Here is a 16,335-nt window from a genome sequence, read left to right on the forward strand (position 1 = left end):
GACGGCTCCCTTGTCTTTGCGCATAATTGATTGGTTTTCCCTAAAATATTGCGATGGTTCAGGCATGTTGCTGCTCCGCCAACTGGGCGAGTGCCCGGGCCAGTTGTTGTTGTTGCCGTTGTTCCTGTTCGTTCCATTGTTGCAGCTGTGCAGTCAGGCTGGGCACAGCACTGTCCAGGCCGCGCTGGGCCAGGCCACCGTCCAGGTTGTCGCCCAGACCGGAGCCGAATACGTCACCAAAGCCACCGCCCGGCCCGCCACTCAAACCTCCGCCCAGTCCACCACCCAGGCCATAGCCTGTGCCGGAAAGGCTGCCGAAGCCGCCGCTGAACAGGCTGCCGATGGTCGAGCTGTTGCCGGGAACGTCGCTGCTCACCAGGGTTGAACCACTGAACACCTGGCTGAGATAGCTGGGGGCCGAGCTGTTGGCGGAAAGGAAAATATTGCCCAGGGGCGTGATGCCGCTGCTGGTTGGTTCACTTAAGAGCGAGCTGTTGGCGGCCAGCGGTTGAGGAGCGAATAAGTCGAGTAGTCCGGTTATCAGCCGTGTCGGCTCTGGAGTTGGCTGCTGGGTACCTTGTTCAACGCGAAATTCTGGGTCACCACCGGTCGTCAGCCTGGTGTAGCTATCGCCAGTCGCACCTTTGTTCAGGGGGTTGCCGGCATTATCCACCAACTGGTTGTCGGCGGTGAGTTGCAGGCTCAGGGTGCCTTCACCGGTAATGTTACCGATGATAACGCGATACTGGCTGCCGCCTAGGGCATTAATCTTGGTGATAGTGGCGGTCAGGTTGCCGGTGGTACTCAATGTGAAATGGCCAAGCTCGACCCCATTGACGGTTTCGCTGAATTCAACGAGATAGCTGACAGAGTCGCCACCGATGATAGCAGGGCCCTCTCGGATGATAGTGGCGGTGGGTAATACGGAGTCTATGTGCACCATGGTCGTATCGCCCACGGCATTCAGCGTGGTATTGGCATCGTTGCCAATGGCATCCCGGAGATGGCCGCCGTTGCTGTCGATGGTACTGCCAAGGCTGATGCCATCGAGGTCGAGCTGGCCGTTGCCCACCTGGGCTCGGAACACCAGCGCCATGGTGCCCGAGCCGCTCAGATAATTGGCATAGAGGGTGCCGCCGGTATCGAGGGTAATGGCGATACGCGGGGTGCCGCCGGTGGTATCGACCAGCACTGCATCGTCGAAGTTGACGGTGAAGTCCAGATTCTCTCCGGCGACATAGGTGCCGTTGGCCGGGACGCTGACCGATCCCACCGTGGGTGCCACGCCGTCGATAAGGATATCGTGCTGGCCGGCGATGGAGTCGGCGCCGCCGAGGGCCGGCAGCGTGGTCAGCGCATCGTCGCTGGTGGCGTTGCGGATGGTGGCGCCGTTCAGTGTCAGCGCGCCGGTGGAGTGATAGTCGAGATCGGCGCTGAGATCGCCGGCTTGTACCGTGTAGCTGAAGCTCAGGGTGTTGCTGCCGGAGCCGGAGACATAGCTGGCCTCACGGTCGACGCTGCCGGTCTCCAGCAGCAGCGTGGGCGTGCCGCCGGCGGTGTTGACGGTCACCACCTGGTCGAAGGCGACCGTCACGGTGATGACGTCACCGACCTTGTAGCCACCGTCCGGGTTGGTCACCTGCACGCCGGTGACCTTGGGATTCAGGCTGTTGACGGTGATGGCGATGGTGTCGTCGTCGCTCAGGCTGCCGCCAGAACCGCTATTGCCCAGATCGTTGCTGACGATCTGCAAGGACGCCGGGCCGTTGTAGCCTCCGGTCGGGGAGAAGGCCAGGCCGTTCAGCGCCAGGTTGATATCGGCCAGCGTGCCCTCGAAGGTCATGGTCGCGTCGGCGGTGCCGCTACCATTGATAAAGGACAGGCCCGTGGTGCCGCCCAGGGTAAGCAGGCCATTGCTGGCGGTAAGGGTGACGCGCACGCTGCCGCTGCCCGCGTCCACATCGCTGACGGAGATCGGGTTGCCATTGCCGCTGGAAAACACCAGCACGCTGTCCTGAACGACCGACTGCGCGCCCGGCACGCTGTTCACCGGCGCATCGTTGACCGCCGTGACCACCAGGGTGACCGTGGTGCTGTCGCTCTGGGCACCGCCGCTGCCGGTATTGCCGCCGTCGTCGATCTCCACCGAGAGCACCACGTTGCCGGTGGCGTTCAGCGCAGTCAGGAAGTTGACCTGGCTGGCGGCGATAAAGGCATTGAGGTCGGCGAGACTGCCGGTGAGGGTCAGGCTGCCGGTGCCCGAACCGGCCACCGTCACCCCGCTGCCGCTGGTGGCGGACAGGCTGCCGCTGCCGACGCTGAAGGTGGCCGTCACCGAGCCGCTGCCGGCGTCCACGTCGATGAAGCTGATTCCGGTCAGGGCGGTGCTGACATCCTCATCGACGTTGATGGATACCGGCGCGGAGATTACCGGCGCATCGTTGACCGCGGTGACCTGCAGCGTGATGGTCTCGCTGGCGGTCTGCGCGCCGCCGCTGCCGGTATTGCCGCCGTCATCGATGCCAACGGTCAGGGTCACGTCCGCCGTGGCGTTGGCGGCGGTGGTGAAGCTGACATTGCTGCCGGCGATAAAGGTATTGATGTTGGCGATACTGCCGGTCAGGGTCAGCGCGCTGCTGGTTCCCCCCACCATAACGCCCCCTCCGCTGATAGCGGCCAGGCTGCCGCTACCCACCGAGAACGTCACCGTGACCGAACTGGAGCCTGCATCCACGTCGCTGAAGCTGATGCCGGTCAGCGCGGTCGCGACGTCTTCGGTCACGCCGATCGAGCCGGGTGCCGTCACGACCGGCGCGTCGTTGACGGCGGTGACGCTGACCTGCTTGGTCGCCGCATTGCTGTCGGCATCGCCATCGTTGACGGTGAAACTGATGGTGCGATTGGCGGTGCTGGGCGCATCCGAGCTGTTGCTGTAGGTGACGCTGCGCAGCGCGGCCTGCCACTCGGCCAGGGTGGCGCTGGCGCCGGCCGAGGTCAGGGTCAGCACGCCGGTGGCGGCGTTGTAGCTGGCGCTGATGTTACCCATGGTGCTGCCGTCGTTGGTGAACGCGAGCAGGTCCTGGCCAGTGGCAAAGTTGCCGGTGATGGCGACAGTGGCACTGGCGAAGGTGATGTTGTCCACATCGCTCAGCGTCAGGCCGGCGTCGATCACCGTGGCGCTGCCGTTTTCCGTGAAGGCGTTGCTGCCGCCGGACGTGGTGACCACGGGCGCGTCGTTCACCGGGGTGACGGTGACGCTGATGGCGCCATCGGCCGGGCCGGTGCCGGCGGCGTCGCGAATGTGGGTAGTGATGGTGAAGTTCTTGTCGTTGTCGGCCGAGGGGGTCAGGGCGACGGCGGCCAGCGCGGCGTTCACATCCGCCACCGAGCCGGTGACCGCCCACACGCCGGTGCCGGCGTTGTAGGTGGAGGTGGCCGAGCCGAAGGTGCCGGTGGAGAGCGTACCGGCCGCCGGATCGGAGAGGGTCAGCGCGGCGGTGATGGTGTCTCCGGTATCCGGGTCGGTCACCACGATATCGTCCAGCGCCACCGCGCCGCCGCCTTCGGTGGCGGCCTTGCTCTGGGTGAGGTTGGTCGCGGTCGGAGCATCGTTCACCGGCGTGACATCCAGGGTGATGGTGCCATCGGCAGGGCCGGTATTGGCTGCGTCGCGAACACAGGTGGTGATGGTGACGTCCTGATCCCAGTTCGCCGTCGGGTTGAACGCGACTGCAGCCAGCGCAGCATTCACATCACTTACCGAACCGGTGACAGTCCATACACCAGTACCACCATTGTAGGTGGAGGTCGCAGAGCCAAAGGTGCCGGTGGTCAATGCACCCGCCGCCGGATTGCTCAAAGACAAGGTGGCGGTGATGCTGTCGCTCCCATCGGGATCCGTGACCACAATGTCGCCAAGTGCCACGCTGCCGCCCGGGTCTTCGGTATAAGCGACTGTCTGGGTCAGGTTGGTGGCAGTGGGCGCACTGTTCGGGTTGTAGGTCGAATTGATGGTGCCGGTACCCGACAGATTTTCCCCGCTGGCGCCTGCCGAACCTGCACTATTACCGTTCACGGCGTTGGAGCCGCCGGCTCCACCGGCGCCGAAGTTCTGATTATCGGTACCGGTCAAATCGACCGTGGAACTCTGGTAGTTGAGGGTGCCGAGTACATAGATGCCGCCCACGCCGAAGCCGCCATCTGCGGCGTTAACGGATTTGCTCGATCCCGCCCCGCCGCCACCGGCCGCCAGGTTGTCGGTCACGGTCGTGGCGGCCATGTTCACAGTGGCGCCGGCCGCGATATGCAGGGCACCCACGGCATTGCCGCCCCGGCCTACCAAGGGAGCTTCAGAAGCGCCGGCGCCGCCACCGCCGCCACCGATGCTGGTGCCACCGGTACCGGCCATTCCGCCGTTGCCGCCCGCAGAGTAGCCAACGTCCTGTGAGCCACCCGCACCGCCGACGGTGCTGCCACCTTTACCCGCCTGATAACGATAACCATACTCAATGGGGTTGTAGCCGCCGATACCGCCAACACCGCCGCCGCCAACGCCTCCTAGATAAAGACCATTAGCACCACCGTTACCGCCGCCAATACCGCTGAAACCACCACCACCGCCGCCGCCATAACCATAACCGATGCCGCCGCCGTTACCGCCGCCGCCGGCCGCCCGGTTGCCGGTAATGGCCACGCCGGATAAGGTCAGCGTGCCGCCGCTCGCCCGAATGCCGGCCCCCAGGGCATCGCCGCCGTTCACGCTGTTGTAGGCGCCGCCGTTACCACTGACGAGACCGTCGCGCACGGTGAGGTTGGAGATGCTGACGTCGCCGGAACGAATCTCGAGCACGCGACCGTAGTAGTTCGCATCGAGGGAGAAGCCGCCGCCGACGATCTCCAGGGTCTGGCCGTCGGTAATGTTGATATCGACAAAGGTACGCTGCCCGTCGGAGCCGACAAGCATGTCGTCGGTGCCGGTCGCGCTGATATTGCCGAGGAAGGTGATGGTGTCCGCTTGGCCGTTGCTCGCCGAGGTGGAGAGCGCCGTGCGCAGCTCGCCGATGGTGCTGACCGAGAAGGTGGCGAGCTGGTAATCGTAGCCCTGCAGGTCGTAGGTGTTCAGCGCATGGCTGGTGGCGATCTGGCCGGTACTGATTTCCAGCTCCCAGTTGCCGCCGCCCAGGGTGCCGCCGGTGCTGTCGGTGGACGCTGCCACATCGGCGCCGGTCAGGCCGGCCAGGCCGTTAAGGAACGCCAGACCCTTGTCGCCGGCGCCGACATCGCAGCCGTAGAGTAGGATATCACCCTCGGCGGTCAGCGCCGAACCGATGGCCGCCAGTTGGCCGGCGTAGGCGTCGAGGTTGCCGCCGTGCAGCGGCGCGTTGCCCAGCAACAGCACGCCCTGGTCGCCATGGGAGAGGATATGGATGGCATCGATGCCGGAGCGTCCGGCCAGCGTATCGGCGATCTGCTGCACGCCGTCGTGCCGGCTGTCGAGCAGTATCACTTCGGCGGCGGGGTCGACCGAGCGCAGCAGCTCCTGGTAGTCCGGCAAGCGGGTGTCGACAAAGACCACTTCCTTGCGCGGGCCGTCGCCGACGGCCTGGGGAGCCGGGCGGGTGTCCGACAGAGAGGCTTCCTGGCTATCGCCGGCTGGCGCCTTGTCCTGGGGCACAGTGTCGACCGTATCGGCCACCGTAGCGGCCACCGCGCCGTCGAACAGCATCCGCGGCTCCAGCGCGCGCATCAGCGAAGCTTGCCCCTGTGCCGCAGCCTCGCCGCGGGTCTTGCCGGTCGTTTCCGTGCGGGAAGTTCCGCCCTTGATCCACCACATCGTCGTTCTCCTTGCCACGTTCGCGCAATTGCATCGGCATTGCCGGCCATCACACCGGCATACTGGTTTGGGTTCCATTGGGTTGAGGCGATCCCGCCTCTTTGGCCCTGATCACATTGGCGGCGCTGTGCCGGGCACTGCGCCAGAAATCGAGGTTGGCGTACTGCTCGAACAGATCCGGCGGCAAAATGGTCGTCCGCGGCTCCAGGGCGACCCTGGGCCTGACCTTGTGCAGTCCGGCCAGGCCCAGTGCCTGATCGAAGGCGGGGGCATCGTAATGCAGGTGCTCTACATCATGTTCGAAGTAGGGCTCGCCGATAAAATCATAGATAAGCCGCAACACTTTCTCCGGGGCCTGGGCCAGCAGGTCGTACTCCACCAGCAGCAGCGATTTGGCATGTTCGCCGTAATAGGCTTCCTTGAGTGCCGCCCAGGCGAACCCCACCAGACGATTGCGCTGGGCCAGGGTATCGACCCGGCTGTATACGGTGTTGCGTTCGGTTTCATCGCTGAACAGCTTGGTGTTTTCGAACGGATTGGCCCGGTAGCGACGTTCGATACTGTCCATCACCCAGGCCACATTGCGCACACAGGCGATCACCCTGGCGTCGGGAAACAGCTCCATCAGGGCCGGCAGCTTGCTGCACCAGAGGCGGTTGGTATCGAAAATCACCGGCGAGCCGCCCAGCTCGGCGTAGTAGTTGTAAAACAGCCCCTGCAGCAGCCGTTTACGCTGCGCCTGGGTAATGACGGGGCCGAACTCGCTGCCGGCGCCGAACTGGTTAAGCATGGAGGAAAACAGGCTGCCCACCGGACTGGTCATGCCCGCGTGGAAACGCGGATTCTGCTGCAGCAGGGCGGCCAGCAGGGTGGAGCCCGAGCGGGGCAGGCCGGAAATAAAATGAAAGGCGGGGTGGGAGTTCAAGCCGTTTTTCCTCCTTGAATAAACCATGGCATGGCCGGCCAGGCCGACCATGCGCAATCACCTCAGGCGCGGGTGGGGTAGATCCCCTGCAGCGCAATGATGTAGTTCGAGCCCAGGTAAGGGTTGCGGATATTCACCGGCTGGCTGCTTCCGGCCATCCCTACCTGCTCGGGGGACATGGCGACGGGATTGCTCAGGCTGTTGGACCAGATGGTGGCGCTGCCCTGACCCCCGCCCGACGCACCCAGCACGTTATTGGCCGGCGTGGGGGCATTCACGGGTTCCGATACGCTGCCGGCGACGGAAATGGTATGGCTATGCGCCGGCATCTGGGCGTTGGTCAGGGTCACGGTTTCCTGTCCCGATTTTTGCCCCAGATTGACCGGGTTCAGGCCCGGGCCGGTGCCCATGCCGACCGGGCTGCGGCCGCGCAGATCGGGCAGGGCAAAGGTGGTGCTGCCGTTGCCGCCGTAGCTGTATCCCAACAGGGAAAACAGTGCCTGGTTCTGGTTGACCGGCAATTCCCGGCCATCGCAAAAGGCCCATCCTTCGGGTTCGAAGTTAAAGGCGACCAGGCGGATTTCTCCGATAAAAGGGTCCATTTGATTGCTCCTTGCTGTGGATAAAGGGTGATGGAACATCGGATCAAGCTTGCCATATGAAGATGACGGCTTGGTCATTCGGCTGTCAGGTGTGGCTCTCCTGCCGTGACAGGGCCCGGTACAGCCGACCGGTGGGAGGACTTGCCGGTGGCGAGGACGGCATGCGGCACATGGCGTGATAGTGCCCCTGGCTGCCGGTGATGCCGAAGCCCAGTCTTTGGTACCAATGGAACACCGTATCGTCGCGGTTGGCATGGAGCCGGATGGGTAAACCTTGCCGATCGGCCGTGGCCAGCAATTCCGTAAGCAGGAGCCGGCCTATGCCCCGCCCGCGGTAGGCCGGCAGCAGGCTGATGTCTATCAGGTGGAAATGCTCGGGGGTATGCCGCAGATAGAAGCGTCCCACGGGGTTCTCCTGGCAATGCACCAGCCAGAAATGCGCCTGCGGAAATTGGGTTTGGTAATGATGGTGCTGCCGTTGGAACTGCTGTTCGAGGAAAGCCCCGGCAACGGCCGGAAGCAGGCCGGCCGCCGCGACCTCATCGGCGCGGGTGCTGGCGTACAGCTGTTGGAGAAAGGGGAGATCCCCGCGAGAGATCGAAACAAGCTCGATCGTGCTGTCCTTGTACATGGTGTGTTGCATCCGTGCATTGGCCAATGTTACGCATTTGGCTCTGATTCATTATTCGCCTACTTTAGTCCATACCCGCCAGGTTGTCACCTGCGACAAAAATATTCGCTATGGATAAGGGCGGATAAAACAGGGCGATGGGCCTCGGCGATCAGAACCCGCTTTCGCGCACCCCGATGGCGGCAACACGCCGCCAAACGGAGCTCGCCCAGGACTCGCTCCGGCCATCGATCACCACCACCCCGCGCTGAGGCTGCCGCAGGGGGGGGTGGGTATCGTCCGGGCGCAGGCGCACGGCATAGTGGGCCCCCTGGGGTTCGGCCCGGCCCTGGCGGTTGCGGTGCACGGCGATGGGGCCGCCCCGGTCGGAGGCCAGCGCTTCCTGCTGCAGGAAGTTGGCGCCCACGGTATCTATCTGCTCCAGGGTCACCGCCAGCGCCGGGCGGGACGGGTCGTCGGCGATAAAGCGTCCCTGCATGCCGGCTTCCAGCCGCCACAGCCGGGTTTCCGCAAGATAACCGCGCAGGCGGGCACCGGGCGCCACCAGGGTACCGAGACGCAACCCGGAAGCCAGCCAGCGCCCGGGTTCGAGATCGGGCGGCATATCATGCAGGGTCCCGTCCAGGGGTGCGCGCAGCTGCAGCCGTTGCCGCTGGGCCTGCAGGCCGCGATATTCCGCCAGCGCCTGGGCCAGTTGCTGCTCCAGCACACTGCTGTCGGCGGCGGTGTCGGCCAGGGCGGAACGGCGCTGCAACTGGCACTGCAGCAGGTCGATTTCCCGGCGGGCCAGCTGCAGCTGGTAGTCGAGGTCCGGCGAGATCAGCTCCAGCAGCAGATCGCCGGCCTTGACCTGCTGGCCGTTGTGCGCCAGTACCGCCTTTACCCGGGCCGGAAAGGGGGCATGCAGGGCGCTGCTGGCGGCGGCTTCCAGCATGGCCGGCATGCTGACCTGGCTACGCCAGGGATACAGCAGCAGGGCCAGCCCGGCCAGCAGCAGGCCCGCCACCAGCAGGCCGCGCACCGGCCGGGCCTGCCGCCGTCGGCGCCACCATTCCCCCAGCTCGCGCAGTACCGGCAGGGCGATAAACCAGGCCAGCTCCACCACCATCAGTATGATGCCCAACAGCTTGAAGAACAGGTGGTATACCGCCAGCGCGATGCCGAGAAACAGCAGCGCGCGCCACAACCAGGCGGCATAGCCCCACCCCAGCATGCGCTTCTGCAGCCGGGGGGGCAGGGGTTCGGGTGCTGCCTCGCCATAACCGAACAGGGCCTCGCGCAGGCGCCAGCGGCACAGGGCGAAGGCCCGTTGCTGCAGGTTGTCCACGCCCCACAGGTCGCTCAGCAGGAAATAACCGTCGAAGCGCAGGAAGGGGTTGAGATTGACCACCAGGGTGGTGATCCAGGTGGCACTGGCCAGCAGGAAGGCGGCGGTGCGCAGCGGGCCGTCGGGCAACAGCGACCAGGCCAGCAGGGCCAGGGCGGCCAGCAACAGCTCGGCCAGCATGCCGCCGGCACCGATCAGCAGCCGGCTGCCCTTGTGGTTGACCCGCCAGGCGTCGCTGACGTCGGTGTAGAACAACGGAAACAGCACCATGAACGCCAGCCCCATGCTCTGCACCCGGCAACCGGCGCGCTTGGCCATATAGGCATGGCCCAGTTCATGGCAGAACTTGGCGAATACCAGTGCCACCGCGAAGGCGGCCATGCCGCCCAGGCTGAACAGGTGCGGAAAGGTGGACACGAAGCGGGACCAGTCCCGGCTGACCAGAAAGATGCCGAGCAGCAGCACCAGCGGCAGCCCCAGGCGCAGCAGCCAGCCGCCATGGCGGGCCAGCCAGGGCCAGGTGCGGTTGAGGAAGGGATCGGGGCGCCACAGCGGAATGCGAAAAAACAGGTACTGGTGCAGTACCCGGCTCCACAGGCTGCGCCGCTGGGCCGCCGCCTTGGCCGTATAGCTGCCGCGCTGTTCCGGATCGGTGGCGGCCACCAGATCGTGGCTGCGCAGAAAATACAGCAGTTGCTCCAGATCGCCGCCCTGCAGTGGCAGGCCCGGCTCGCGATTGGCGGCGGCCAGCACCAGCTCGGCCCGGCCCAGGGACCAGTGGCGCAGCAGGCGCATGGCGCCGGCACCCAGGTGAAAATAGCGACCGCGTACCGGATCGGCCAGGGTCCAGCGCGGCGAACCGTCATGCTCGGGGCTGGCCGTCGACAACTGCAAATCGGGGCGCAGGGAGGGCAGCATCATAGGCCGGCCGCCTGGCGCAATGCCGCCAGCGGCCGGCGCAGCAGATAGAGCCCCAACGGCACCCGCTCGCCATGGAGCTTGGCGGTGCCGCGCACGCCCAGGCGCGGCGGCTGGCCGGCAAAGCGGGCATCCAGCCGGTAGGCGAGCTGGCCGGCGTCGGTCAGTTGCGCCTCGTAGGCGGAATGGGCCAGCACCGCCGGATGGCGGTTGAGCGGATCGCTGTCGGGAAAGAGTACGACCTCGGCCCGGGCAGGCAAATCGATGGCGTCGCCCACCGCCAGATCCACCCGCAGCCTCGCCTGGGCAGGATCGGCAATGACCATCAGGTGTTCGCCGGTGCTGATCGGCTTGCCCAGCCAGCGCTCCGGATCGGCAAACACGGCGATGCCGTCGCGCTGGGCTCGGACCTGGCTGCGGGCCAGCAGATCCCGGGCGTACTCGAGTTCCACCTGTTTCTGCTCGGCACGGGCCGCCAGCAGCTCCAGCCGGGATCCCGATTCCGCATCGGCAAAGGCGCGCTGGGCGTTGGCCCGGTATTCGGCCCGGGCCACCGCCAGGGTGCGCTCGGCCACGTCGACCCGGGCCTGCAGGCTGGTATCGTCGAAGGTGAACAACAGATCGCCGGCGGCCACCGGCTGGTTGGGCTGCACCAGGAACTCGGTGATCACGCCGTCCAGCGGAGCGGCCACCACCTGGCCATTGAGCGGTATCACCTCCGCCGGCGCCAGCACCGACTGGCGTACCGGGACCAGCATGGCCGCCAGCACGGCGGTCGCGGCCACCAGCAGCCAGGGCCGCCGGCGGCGGCGATGGCGGGCCCTGGGTTGCAGCGCCAACCAGGCATGGGCGTAGCAATGGCCGAGTTGTTGCAACAGCGTCTGCTCGGCCGGTGTCCAGGGCTGCTCGCGGGCCAGCCAGAGCCCTCCGAATGACCGTTGCTGCGAGTCGAGCAGGGGCAGCCAGAACGCATGGGGTGCCGACAACTGCTGCCAGTCGGCCCGACTCTGCTCGTTGAGCCGGGCCGGATCCACCACCTGGGGCTGGTTATCCCGGGCCGTTTTCTGCAACTGGGCCAGGGCCTGCTCCACAAAGGCCACGAAGGGGGCATGGGGATCGACCACGCTGATGCCGGTGACGGCCCGGACCTTGCCGTTGAGCAGCAGGGCGGCATGGCGAAAGCCGAACAGGGCCTGGCCGTCGTTGACCAGGCTGTAGGCCAGCTGTTCGGTATCCCCGGCGTCGCGGGCCTGCTGCTCCAGGGTCAGGAAACGGGCGAAGACCTGCTCGGCCTGAATGCCGACAGCAGCGTTCATGGCTGCTCCGCGAAACGGGCGGTGCCGCTCATGCCTGCGAGCAGGTCGTCGGGGGCATCGCTGATGGCGCCGATCAACAGCAGGGTCTGGCTGCCTTCATCGATGCGGGCACCCAGGCGGCTGATGCGGGCCTCGAGGGGGATGCCGGTTTCATCCGGAACAAAGGTGAATGGCTGGCCCGGTGCCAGTTGGTTCAGGCGGCGGGAAGGCACCAGTATGTGCAGCTCCAGGGCCTTGTTGTCCACGATGTCCAGCAAGGGGGTACCGGCAGTCACGCTTTCAAAAGGCTGCACCTTGCGGGATACCACCTGGCCGCTGAAGGGGGCCTTGAGCTGGCAGCGCTCTACTTGCACCTGGAAGACCCGGGCTTCGGCCTGGGCCTGGGCGAGCCTGGCCTGGGCCAGGGATACGGCATAACGGCCCACGGAATTGAGTTCGGCCAACTGGCGATTGTGGTTGAGTTCTTCGGTGGCGGCCCGGGCGGCGGCATTGGCCGCATCCAGCTGGGCGCGGTAGGCGCTGCAGTCGAAACGCACCAGCACCTCGCCCTGCTCGAAGGCCTCGCCTTCGGCATGGCCGATGTCGGTAATGCGGCCGGCCTGCTCGGCCGAGAGTACCGCCTGATGGGCTGAGCGGATCACCCCCCGGGCTTCACTGCCGGCGGGAGGGGGGGATAGTGTCAGCAGATCGTCCTGGGCGTGCAGCAGGCCGGGCAGCAAAAGTAGAAACAGGAATGGTATCTTCACCTTGGGGCATCCTTGCTGTGACTGGGGTGGCTGCGTTTGAGTTCGAGTTCGATTGTAGCGGTTGAGTACCTCGAGTGAAAGCGCTTGGCGCTATAGCAATGGCCGGGACGGGGCGTCTCAAACTTTCTATGTGGTTATCGCACTGCGTGAGCCCGTGTTACTTTTTACTGCTGCCGAACCGATATTAAATAGCTGATCCTAATAGTACATCGACCGGGCACTGGCGGTAGTGATCCTACTGTTGTTCAGAGCAGTTATTTATTCAGCTTATTGTTGTTTCTTGATGGGGTTTAGATCGTAGATATCTTGAGTTGTGCGCCCGCTCGTTGAGCAGGCGTTTTTTGATGTTTATTCCGAAAAACGCTTTCCGGAGTTAATCATGCCTGCGATCCACTTCCTTTCGCCAGCGGTTCTCAAGGCTTTCGGGGTGGGTCGGGCCATAACAGGCCTGTTGTCGTCCACTGTACCAGGCCCAAAGCTGGTTGCCGAAGTCGTAGTGCCACCATTCACTGGGCAGGTTGGTAAAACCGGCCTCGGTCATGGCTTTATATAGCAACCGCCGGTTGGAAATGATGTGGCGCTCGTGTGGGCCGGGGTGGGGTAATTCCTCAAAGGCGGCAGTGTGAGACCCGGCGGTTGCTTCATCAAAAAGCGTACCCATGTCCAGCATCAGGCCGTTACTGTCGAGTAAGGTAACATCAACCGAGCCCCCGGTCAGATGAGGGCTGGGGGCCTTGGGGTTGGTGCTGGGCAGCGACACGAACTCTCGTGTCAGTTTCTCCAGTTCGGCGGCGGACTTATATGGCCAGTGCTGCTCAATGGCGTTATACAAGGTGTCATAAAGATATTGCTGCACCGAATAGGGCCGCCAGCTATCCAGCACCAACAATGTTATGCCTTCCGGCAGGGAGCGGGCCGCTGACAGCAGGCGCAGATAGACTTCGCGCCTGATATAACATTCGGGGACGGCATTGGGAATGCCGAGTTTATAGTAGGCCGGATAACAGGCCAGAGTGCCCTGTGCCAGGCTGGCGGGAACCAGGTCCTCGTGATTTTCTGCGATAGGCAGCGTCGACACTTGCTTCCAGTCGGGATCGTTCAAGCGAGGAATACGCTCACTCATGCCATACCTCCTAATATTTCCGGCAGCCAGAGCACCAAAGAGGGGAACAGGATCAAGGTAAGCAGAACCAGCAGAGCAACCGCCACGAATGGCCAGATGCTCTTGAACATCTCGGTGATTTCCAGTTTGCTGACAGCAGCGGCCACAAAAACACAAGCTCCCATCGGTGGCGTGATCAGGGCGATAGTGATATTCAGCGTGATGATGATGCCCAAATGTACCGGGTCCACACCGGCCGCCATGGCGACAGGCATAAAAATCGGCGTCAGTAACATCAGTGCCGATACCTCTTCCATGAACATGCCGGTGACAAAGGTGATCAGGCTGAGCAAAAGCAGGACCAGCACCGGTTGCTCGAGAATGGGGTCGAACAGTACCACAAAGGCCTTGGGGACCTGCGCGTAGGACAGCAGCCAGCTGATAACCGCCGAGGCCGCCATGATCAGGAAAATTGCGCTGGTTAGCCGTGCGGTTTCAACCAGCGCCTCCCATAGCCTGGACCACGGCAACTGACGGCTAAGCAGGCCTGCCAGGGCCACGTAGGCTACCGTGAGGGCCCCTGATTCGGTGGGGGTGACAATACCGAAGACAATGCCGCCGACGATGATAAAGGGAGCCAGTAATGCAGGTATGGCTCCCAGCAAGGCCTGGAAAAACAGACTGACGGTCGGCCGCTGACCGGAAACCGGCAACCGTGCCTTGCGGGCATAAATCCAGTTCATGGCCATGAAGGCCAGGCCCAGCAACAGGCCGGGAATAACGCCGGCCAGGAACAAGGCACCCACCGAGGTGTTGGTGAGGGAGGCGTAGAGGATCATGAAGATGCTGGGAGGAATAATGGGACCTATCAGCGAACTGCCCGCCGTCAGGCCTGCGGCATAGGCGGCGGAATAGCCTTCTTTTTTCATGGCCGGGACCAGCAATGAGCCCAGGGCGGAGGTGTCGGCCACGGCCGAGCCGTTGACCCCGGCGAAAAACACGCTCGATACCACGTTCACATAGCCAAGACCTCCTCGCAGGTGACCAACCATGACCCGCGCCAGGGTCATGAGCTGCTGGGTGAGGCCCGCGCTGTTCATCAGGTTTCCGGCCAGGATGAAGAGGGGAATCGCCATCAGCGAGAAGGCGTCGATGCCGCCAAAGAACTGTTGCGGCACCATGCGGCCGATCATCGACGGGTCGATAAACATGAAGCCGACGATGGCCGTTACCAGCAGGGCGATAAACAGCGGCAGGCCCAGCAGGACATGAATGAGAAAGGAGGCAAACATTGCCAGGGTCATGAATTACCTTCCTTGCAGCCGAAGGGGCCGCGCAGCAAGTTGAACACAAACAACAAACCGAATCCCAGCGGCAGGCTCAACACGGGCCAGGTCCGGCTGATGCCGAGTCCCATGGTGGTAAAGCGGCCGACGGAGAAGGCGTAATGCCACGAATACCAGCAAAAGCCGGCACTGACGGCCAGGATGAGCATCCATTGGTATAGCTTCAGCAGCCGAGCCACTGGCGAGGGCAGGAGATCTTCCAGCAGGCCGATACGCATGTGTTCATTACGGATCCAGACTACACCCGCCATCAGCAGGGCGGAGCCTATGATAAGGAAGCGGGACAATTCATCCATCCAGATAGGGGATCGCCCCAAAACATAGCGCGCGGCGACCCCGTAAAGCAGCACCAGCACGTTGGTCAGCACCAGGGTGCCGACGACCAGCTCTATTGTCCGGCTCAGATAACCAATTATTTGTTTTCTCATGGGGAAAAAAGGGCGGCCATCAGGCCGCCTCCTGCACAGGTGATCCAAAGAGGGAAAATCAGCGCTTGGCTGCATCATCCAGGGCGAGGTCGATCCACTTTTGTTCGATATTCTGCTCTCTGAGCCAGCTTATATATGATGGCTTGGCTTTTTCCTGGAACTGGGTGAGTTCGGCGGCAGAAGGGCGATAAACCTCCATGCCCTGGTCCGCCAGAAACTGGATCCGCTCTTCCACCTTGGCTTCTATGGATGCGCGATTGAGCTGGTTGGCCTCTTGCACAGCCTCTTCCAGAGCCTGGCGTTGTTCGTCCGTCAGTGACTCAAGCAATTGGCCGTTGGCAACCAGGAACTGATCGGAGTATTGAATATTGGCCAGGGTCAGGTGTTTCTGCACTTCGTGCAGACTACCCAGGATGATGTACATGGGGGGATTCATCTGTCCGTCGGCCACGTTGGTTTTAAGCGCCATGTACACTTCGGTCCAGGGGATGGGGGTACCGGACGCGCCAAAAGCCTCGTACAGCGCTACCTGGCTTTTATCCATGGCGCGGAACCTCAATCCTTTGAAGTCATCCGGGGTTTTTATAGGACGCTTGCTGTTGGTGAAGGCCAGGAAGCCCCCTTCTTCCACTACCGCCAGGAGTTGGGTGCCGGTACGATCCTGAAATTCTTGCTGCGCTGCCTTCCAGTATTCTCCCTCGTCAAAGAAACGACGGGCGTGGTCGAAATCTCTGAACAGGAAAGGAATGGAACTGGCATAAATCTCGGGGAACAGGGGGGAAATGCCGGCGAAGGAGGCGATATTCAAGCCTGGGGCAGCCATGACCTGTTCCATGCGCTGTACTTCTTCACCCAGCATGCTGTTGGGATACAAAGTCAGCTCCAGCTCACTACCGGTTTTCTCTTCAACCAGGCGTTTCAGGTTACTGGCGAACAGGTGGACGGCGTTTTTTTCTTCATCCGGCGCACCGTTATAGGACAGATCGATAGTGACGGCCTGAGTCAGGCCGGCAGCCATCAGGCTACCGGCGCCAAGCAGGATGGCCAGCGTTTTGGTCAGGGGAGTGGCAGAAAAGGATACTTTCATCATGTGATCTCCATATCTTGATCTTGATAGTGATTTTGTTCGGCTCGTATAAGGTAGGTGTTGATGCGTTGACT

11 protein-coding genes are annotated in these 16,335 nt (G+C 63.3%); all 11 read right to left on the reverse strand.

Annotated elements, in window-relative coordinates; translation table 11 throughout:
* Positions 1–58 precede the first annotated feature (58 nt).
* Complete coding sequence (locus AN401_RS06800; protein ID WP_198401824.1) at positions 59–5,833, reverse strand: DUF4347 domain-containing protein; 5,775 nt, start codon at positions 5,831–5,833, stop codon at positions 59–61.
* A gap of 49 nt (positions 5,834–5,882) precedes the next feature.
* Entirely contained in the window at positions 5,883–6,758 is an 876-nt protein-coding gene (locus AN401_RS06805; protein WP_198401825.1) for a sulfotransferase family protein, read from the reverse strand.
* A gap of 62 nt (positions 6,759–6,820) precedes the next feature.
* The gene (locus AN401_RS06810) at positions 6,821–7,360 is read right to left on the reverse strand and encodes a phage tail protein (RefSeq protein WP_094037854.1); all 540 of its coding nucleotides are present in this window, start codon (positions 7,358–7,360) and stop codon (positions 6,821–6,823) included.
* An 85-nt stretch (positions 7,361–7,445) separates the two neighbouring features.
* Positions 7,446–7,991: a GNAT family N-acetyltransferase gene (locus tag AN401_RS06815; protein WP_157772167.1), complete on the reverse strand. Its 546-nt coding sequence runs from the start codon at positions 7,989–7,991 to the stop codon at positions 7,446–7,448.
* A 151-nt stretch (positions 7,992–8,142) separates the two neighbouring features.
* Positions 8,143–10,239: an efflux RND transporter periplasmic adaptor subunit gene (locus AN401_RS06820; protein WP_198401826.1), complete on the reverse strand. Its 2,097-nt coding sequence runs from the start codon at positions 10,237–10,239 to the stop codon at positions 8,143–8,145.
* Positions 10,236–11,552 (reverse strand): efflux RND transporter periplasmic adaptor subunit, encoded by a 1,317-nt coding sequence (locus AN401_RS06825; protein WP_094037852.1) that lies wholly within the window; start codon positions 11,550–11,552, stop codon positions 10,236–10,238. The genes AN401_RS06820 and AN401_RS06825 overlap by 4 nt, the downstream gene beginning before the upstream one ends.
* Positions 11,549–12,298: an efflux RND transporter periplasmic adaptor subunit gene (locus AN401_RS06830; RefSeq protein ID WP_094037851.1), complete on the reverse strand. Its 750-nt coding sequence runs from the start codon at positions 12,296–12,298 to the stop codon at positions 11,549–11,551. The genes AN401_RS06825 and AN401_RS06830 overlap by 4 nt, the downstream gene beginning before the upstream one ends.
* 373 nt (positions 12,299–12,671) lie before the next feature.
* Positions 12,672–13,421 (reverse strand): M15 family metallopeptidase, encoded by a 750-nt coding sequence (locus AN401_RS06835; protein ID WP_096778875.1) that lies wholly within the window; start codon positions 13,419–13,421, stop codon positions 12,672–12,674.
* Complete coding sequence (locus AN401_RS06840; protein ID WP_096778876.1) at positions 13,418–14,704, reverse strand: TRAP transporter large permease; 1,287 nt, start codon at positions 14,702–14,704, stop codon at positions 13,418–13,420. The genes AN401_RS06835 and AN401_RS06840 overlap by 4 nt, the downstream gene beginning before the upstream one ends.
* Positions 14,701–15,252: a TRAP transporter small permease gene (locus AN401_RS06845; protein WP_198401827.1), complete on the reverse strand. Its 552-nt coding sequence runs from the start codon at positions 15,250–15,252 to the stop codon at positions 14,701–14,703. Before AN401_RS06845 ends, AN401_RS06840 begins: the two co-directional genes overlap by 4 nt.
* The gene (locus tag AN401_RS06850; RefSeq protein WP_198401828.1) at positions 15,233–16,264 is read right to left on the reverse strand and encodes a TRAP transporter substrate-binding protein; all 1,032 of its coding nucleotides are present in this window, start codon (positions 16,262–16,264) and stop codon (positions 15,233–15,235) included. Before AN401_RS06850 ends, AN401_RS06845 begins: the two co-directional genes overlap by 20 nt.
* Between the last annotated feature and the right edge of the window lie 71 nt (positions 16,265–16,335).

Source organism: Zobellella denitrificans, assembly GCF_002407485.1.
In the GTDB taxonomy this organism is placed as follows: domain Bacteria; phylum Pseudomonadota; class Gammaproteobacteria; order Enterobacterales; family Aeromonadaceae; genus Oceanimonas; species Oceanimonas denitrificans.

Coding starts and splice junctions, on each gene's coding strand:
- AN401_RS06800 (WP_198401824.1), bottom strand. CDS start 5,833: ATGTGGTGGATCAAGGGCGGAACTTCCCGCACGGAAACGACCGGCAAG.
- AN401_RS06810 (WP_094037854.1), bottom strand. CDS start 7,360: ATGGACCCTTTTATCGGAGAAATCCGCCTGGTCGCCTTTAACTTCGAA.
- AN401_RS06815 (WP_157772167.1), bottom strand. CDS start 7,991: ATGTACAAGGACAGCACGATCGAGCTTGTTTCGATCTCTCGCGGGGAT.
- AN401_RS06820 (WP_198401826.1), bottom strand. CDS start 10,239: ATGATGCTGCCCTCCCTGCGCCCCGATTTGCAGTTGTCGACGGCCAGC.
- AN401_RS06825 (WP_094037852.1), bottom strand. CDS start 11,552: ATGAACGCTGCTGTCGGCATTCAGGCCGAGCAGGTCTTCGCCCGTTTC.
- AN401_RS06835 (WP_096778875.1), bottom strand. CDS start 13,421: ATGAGTGAGCGTATTCCTCGCTTGAACGATCCCGACTGGAAGCAAGTG.
- AN401_RS06840 (WP_096778876.1), bottom strand. CDS start 14,704: ATGACCCTGGCAATGTTTGCCTCCTTTCTCATTCATGTCCTGCTGGGC.
- AN401_RS06845 (WP_198401827.1), bottom strand. CDS start 15,252: ATGATGCAGCCAAGCGCTGATTTTCCCTCTTTGGATCACCTGTGCAGG.
- AN401_RS06850 (WP_198401828.1), bottom strand. CDS start 16,264: ATGATGAAAGTATCCTTTTCTGCCACTCCCCTGACCAAAACGCTGGCC.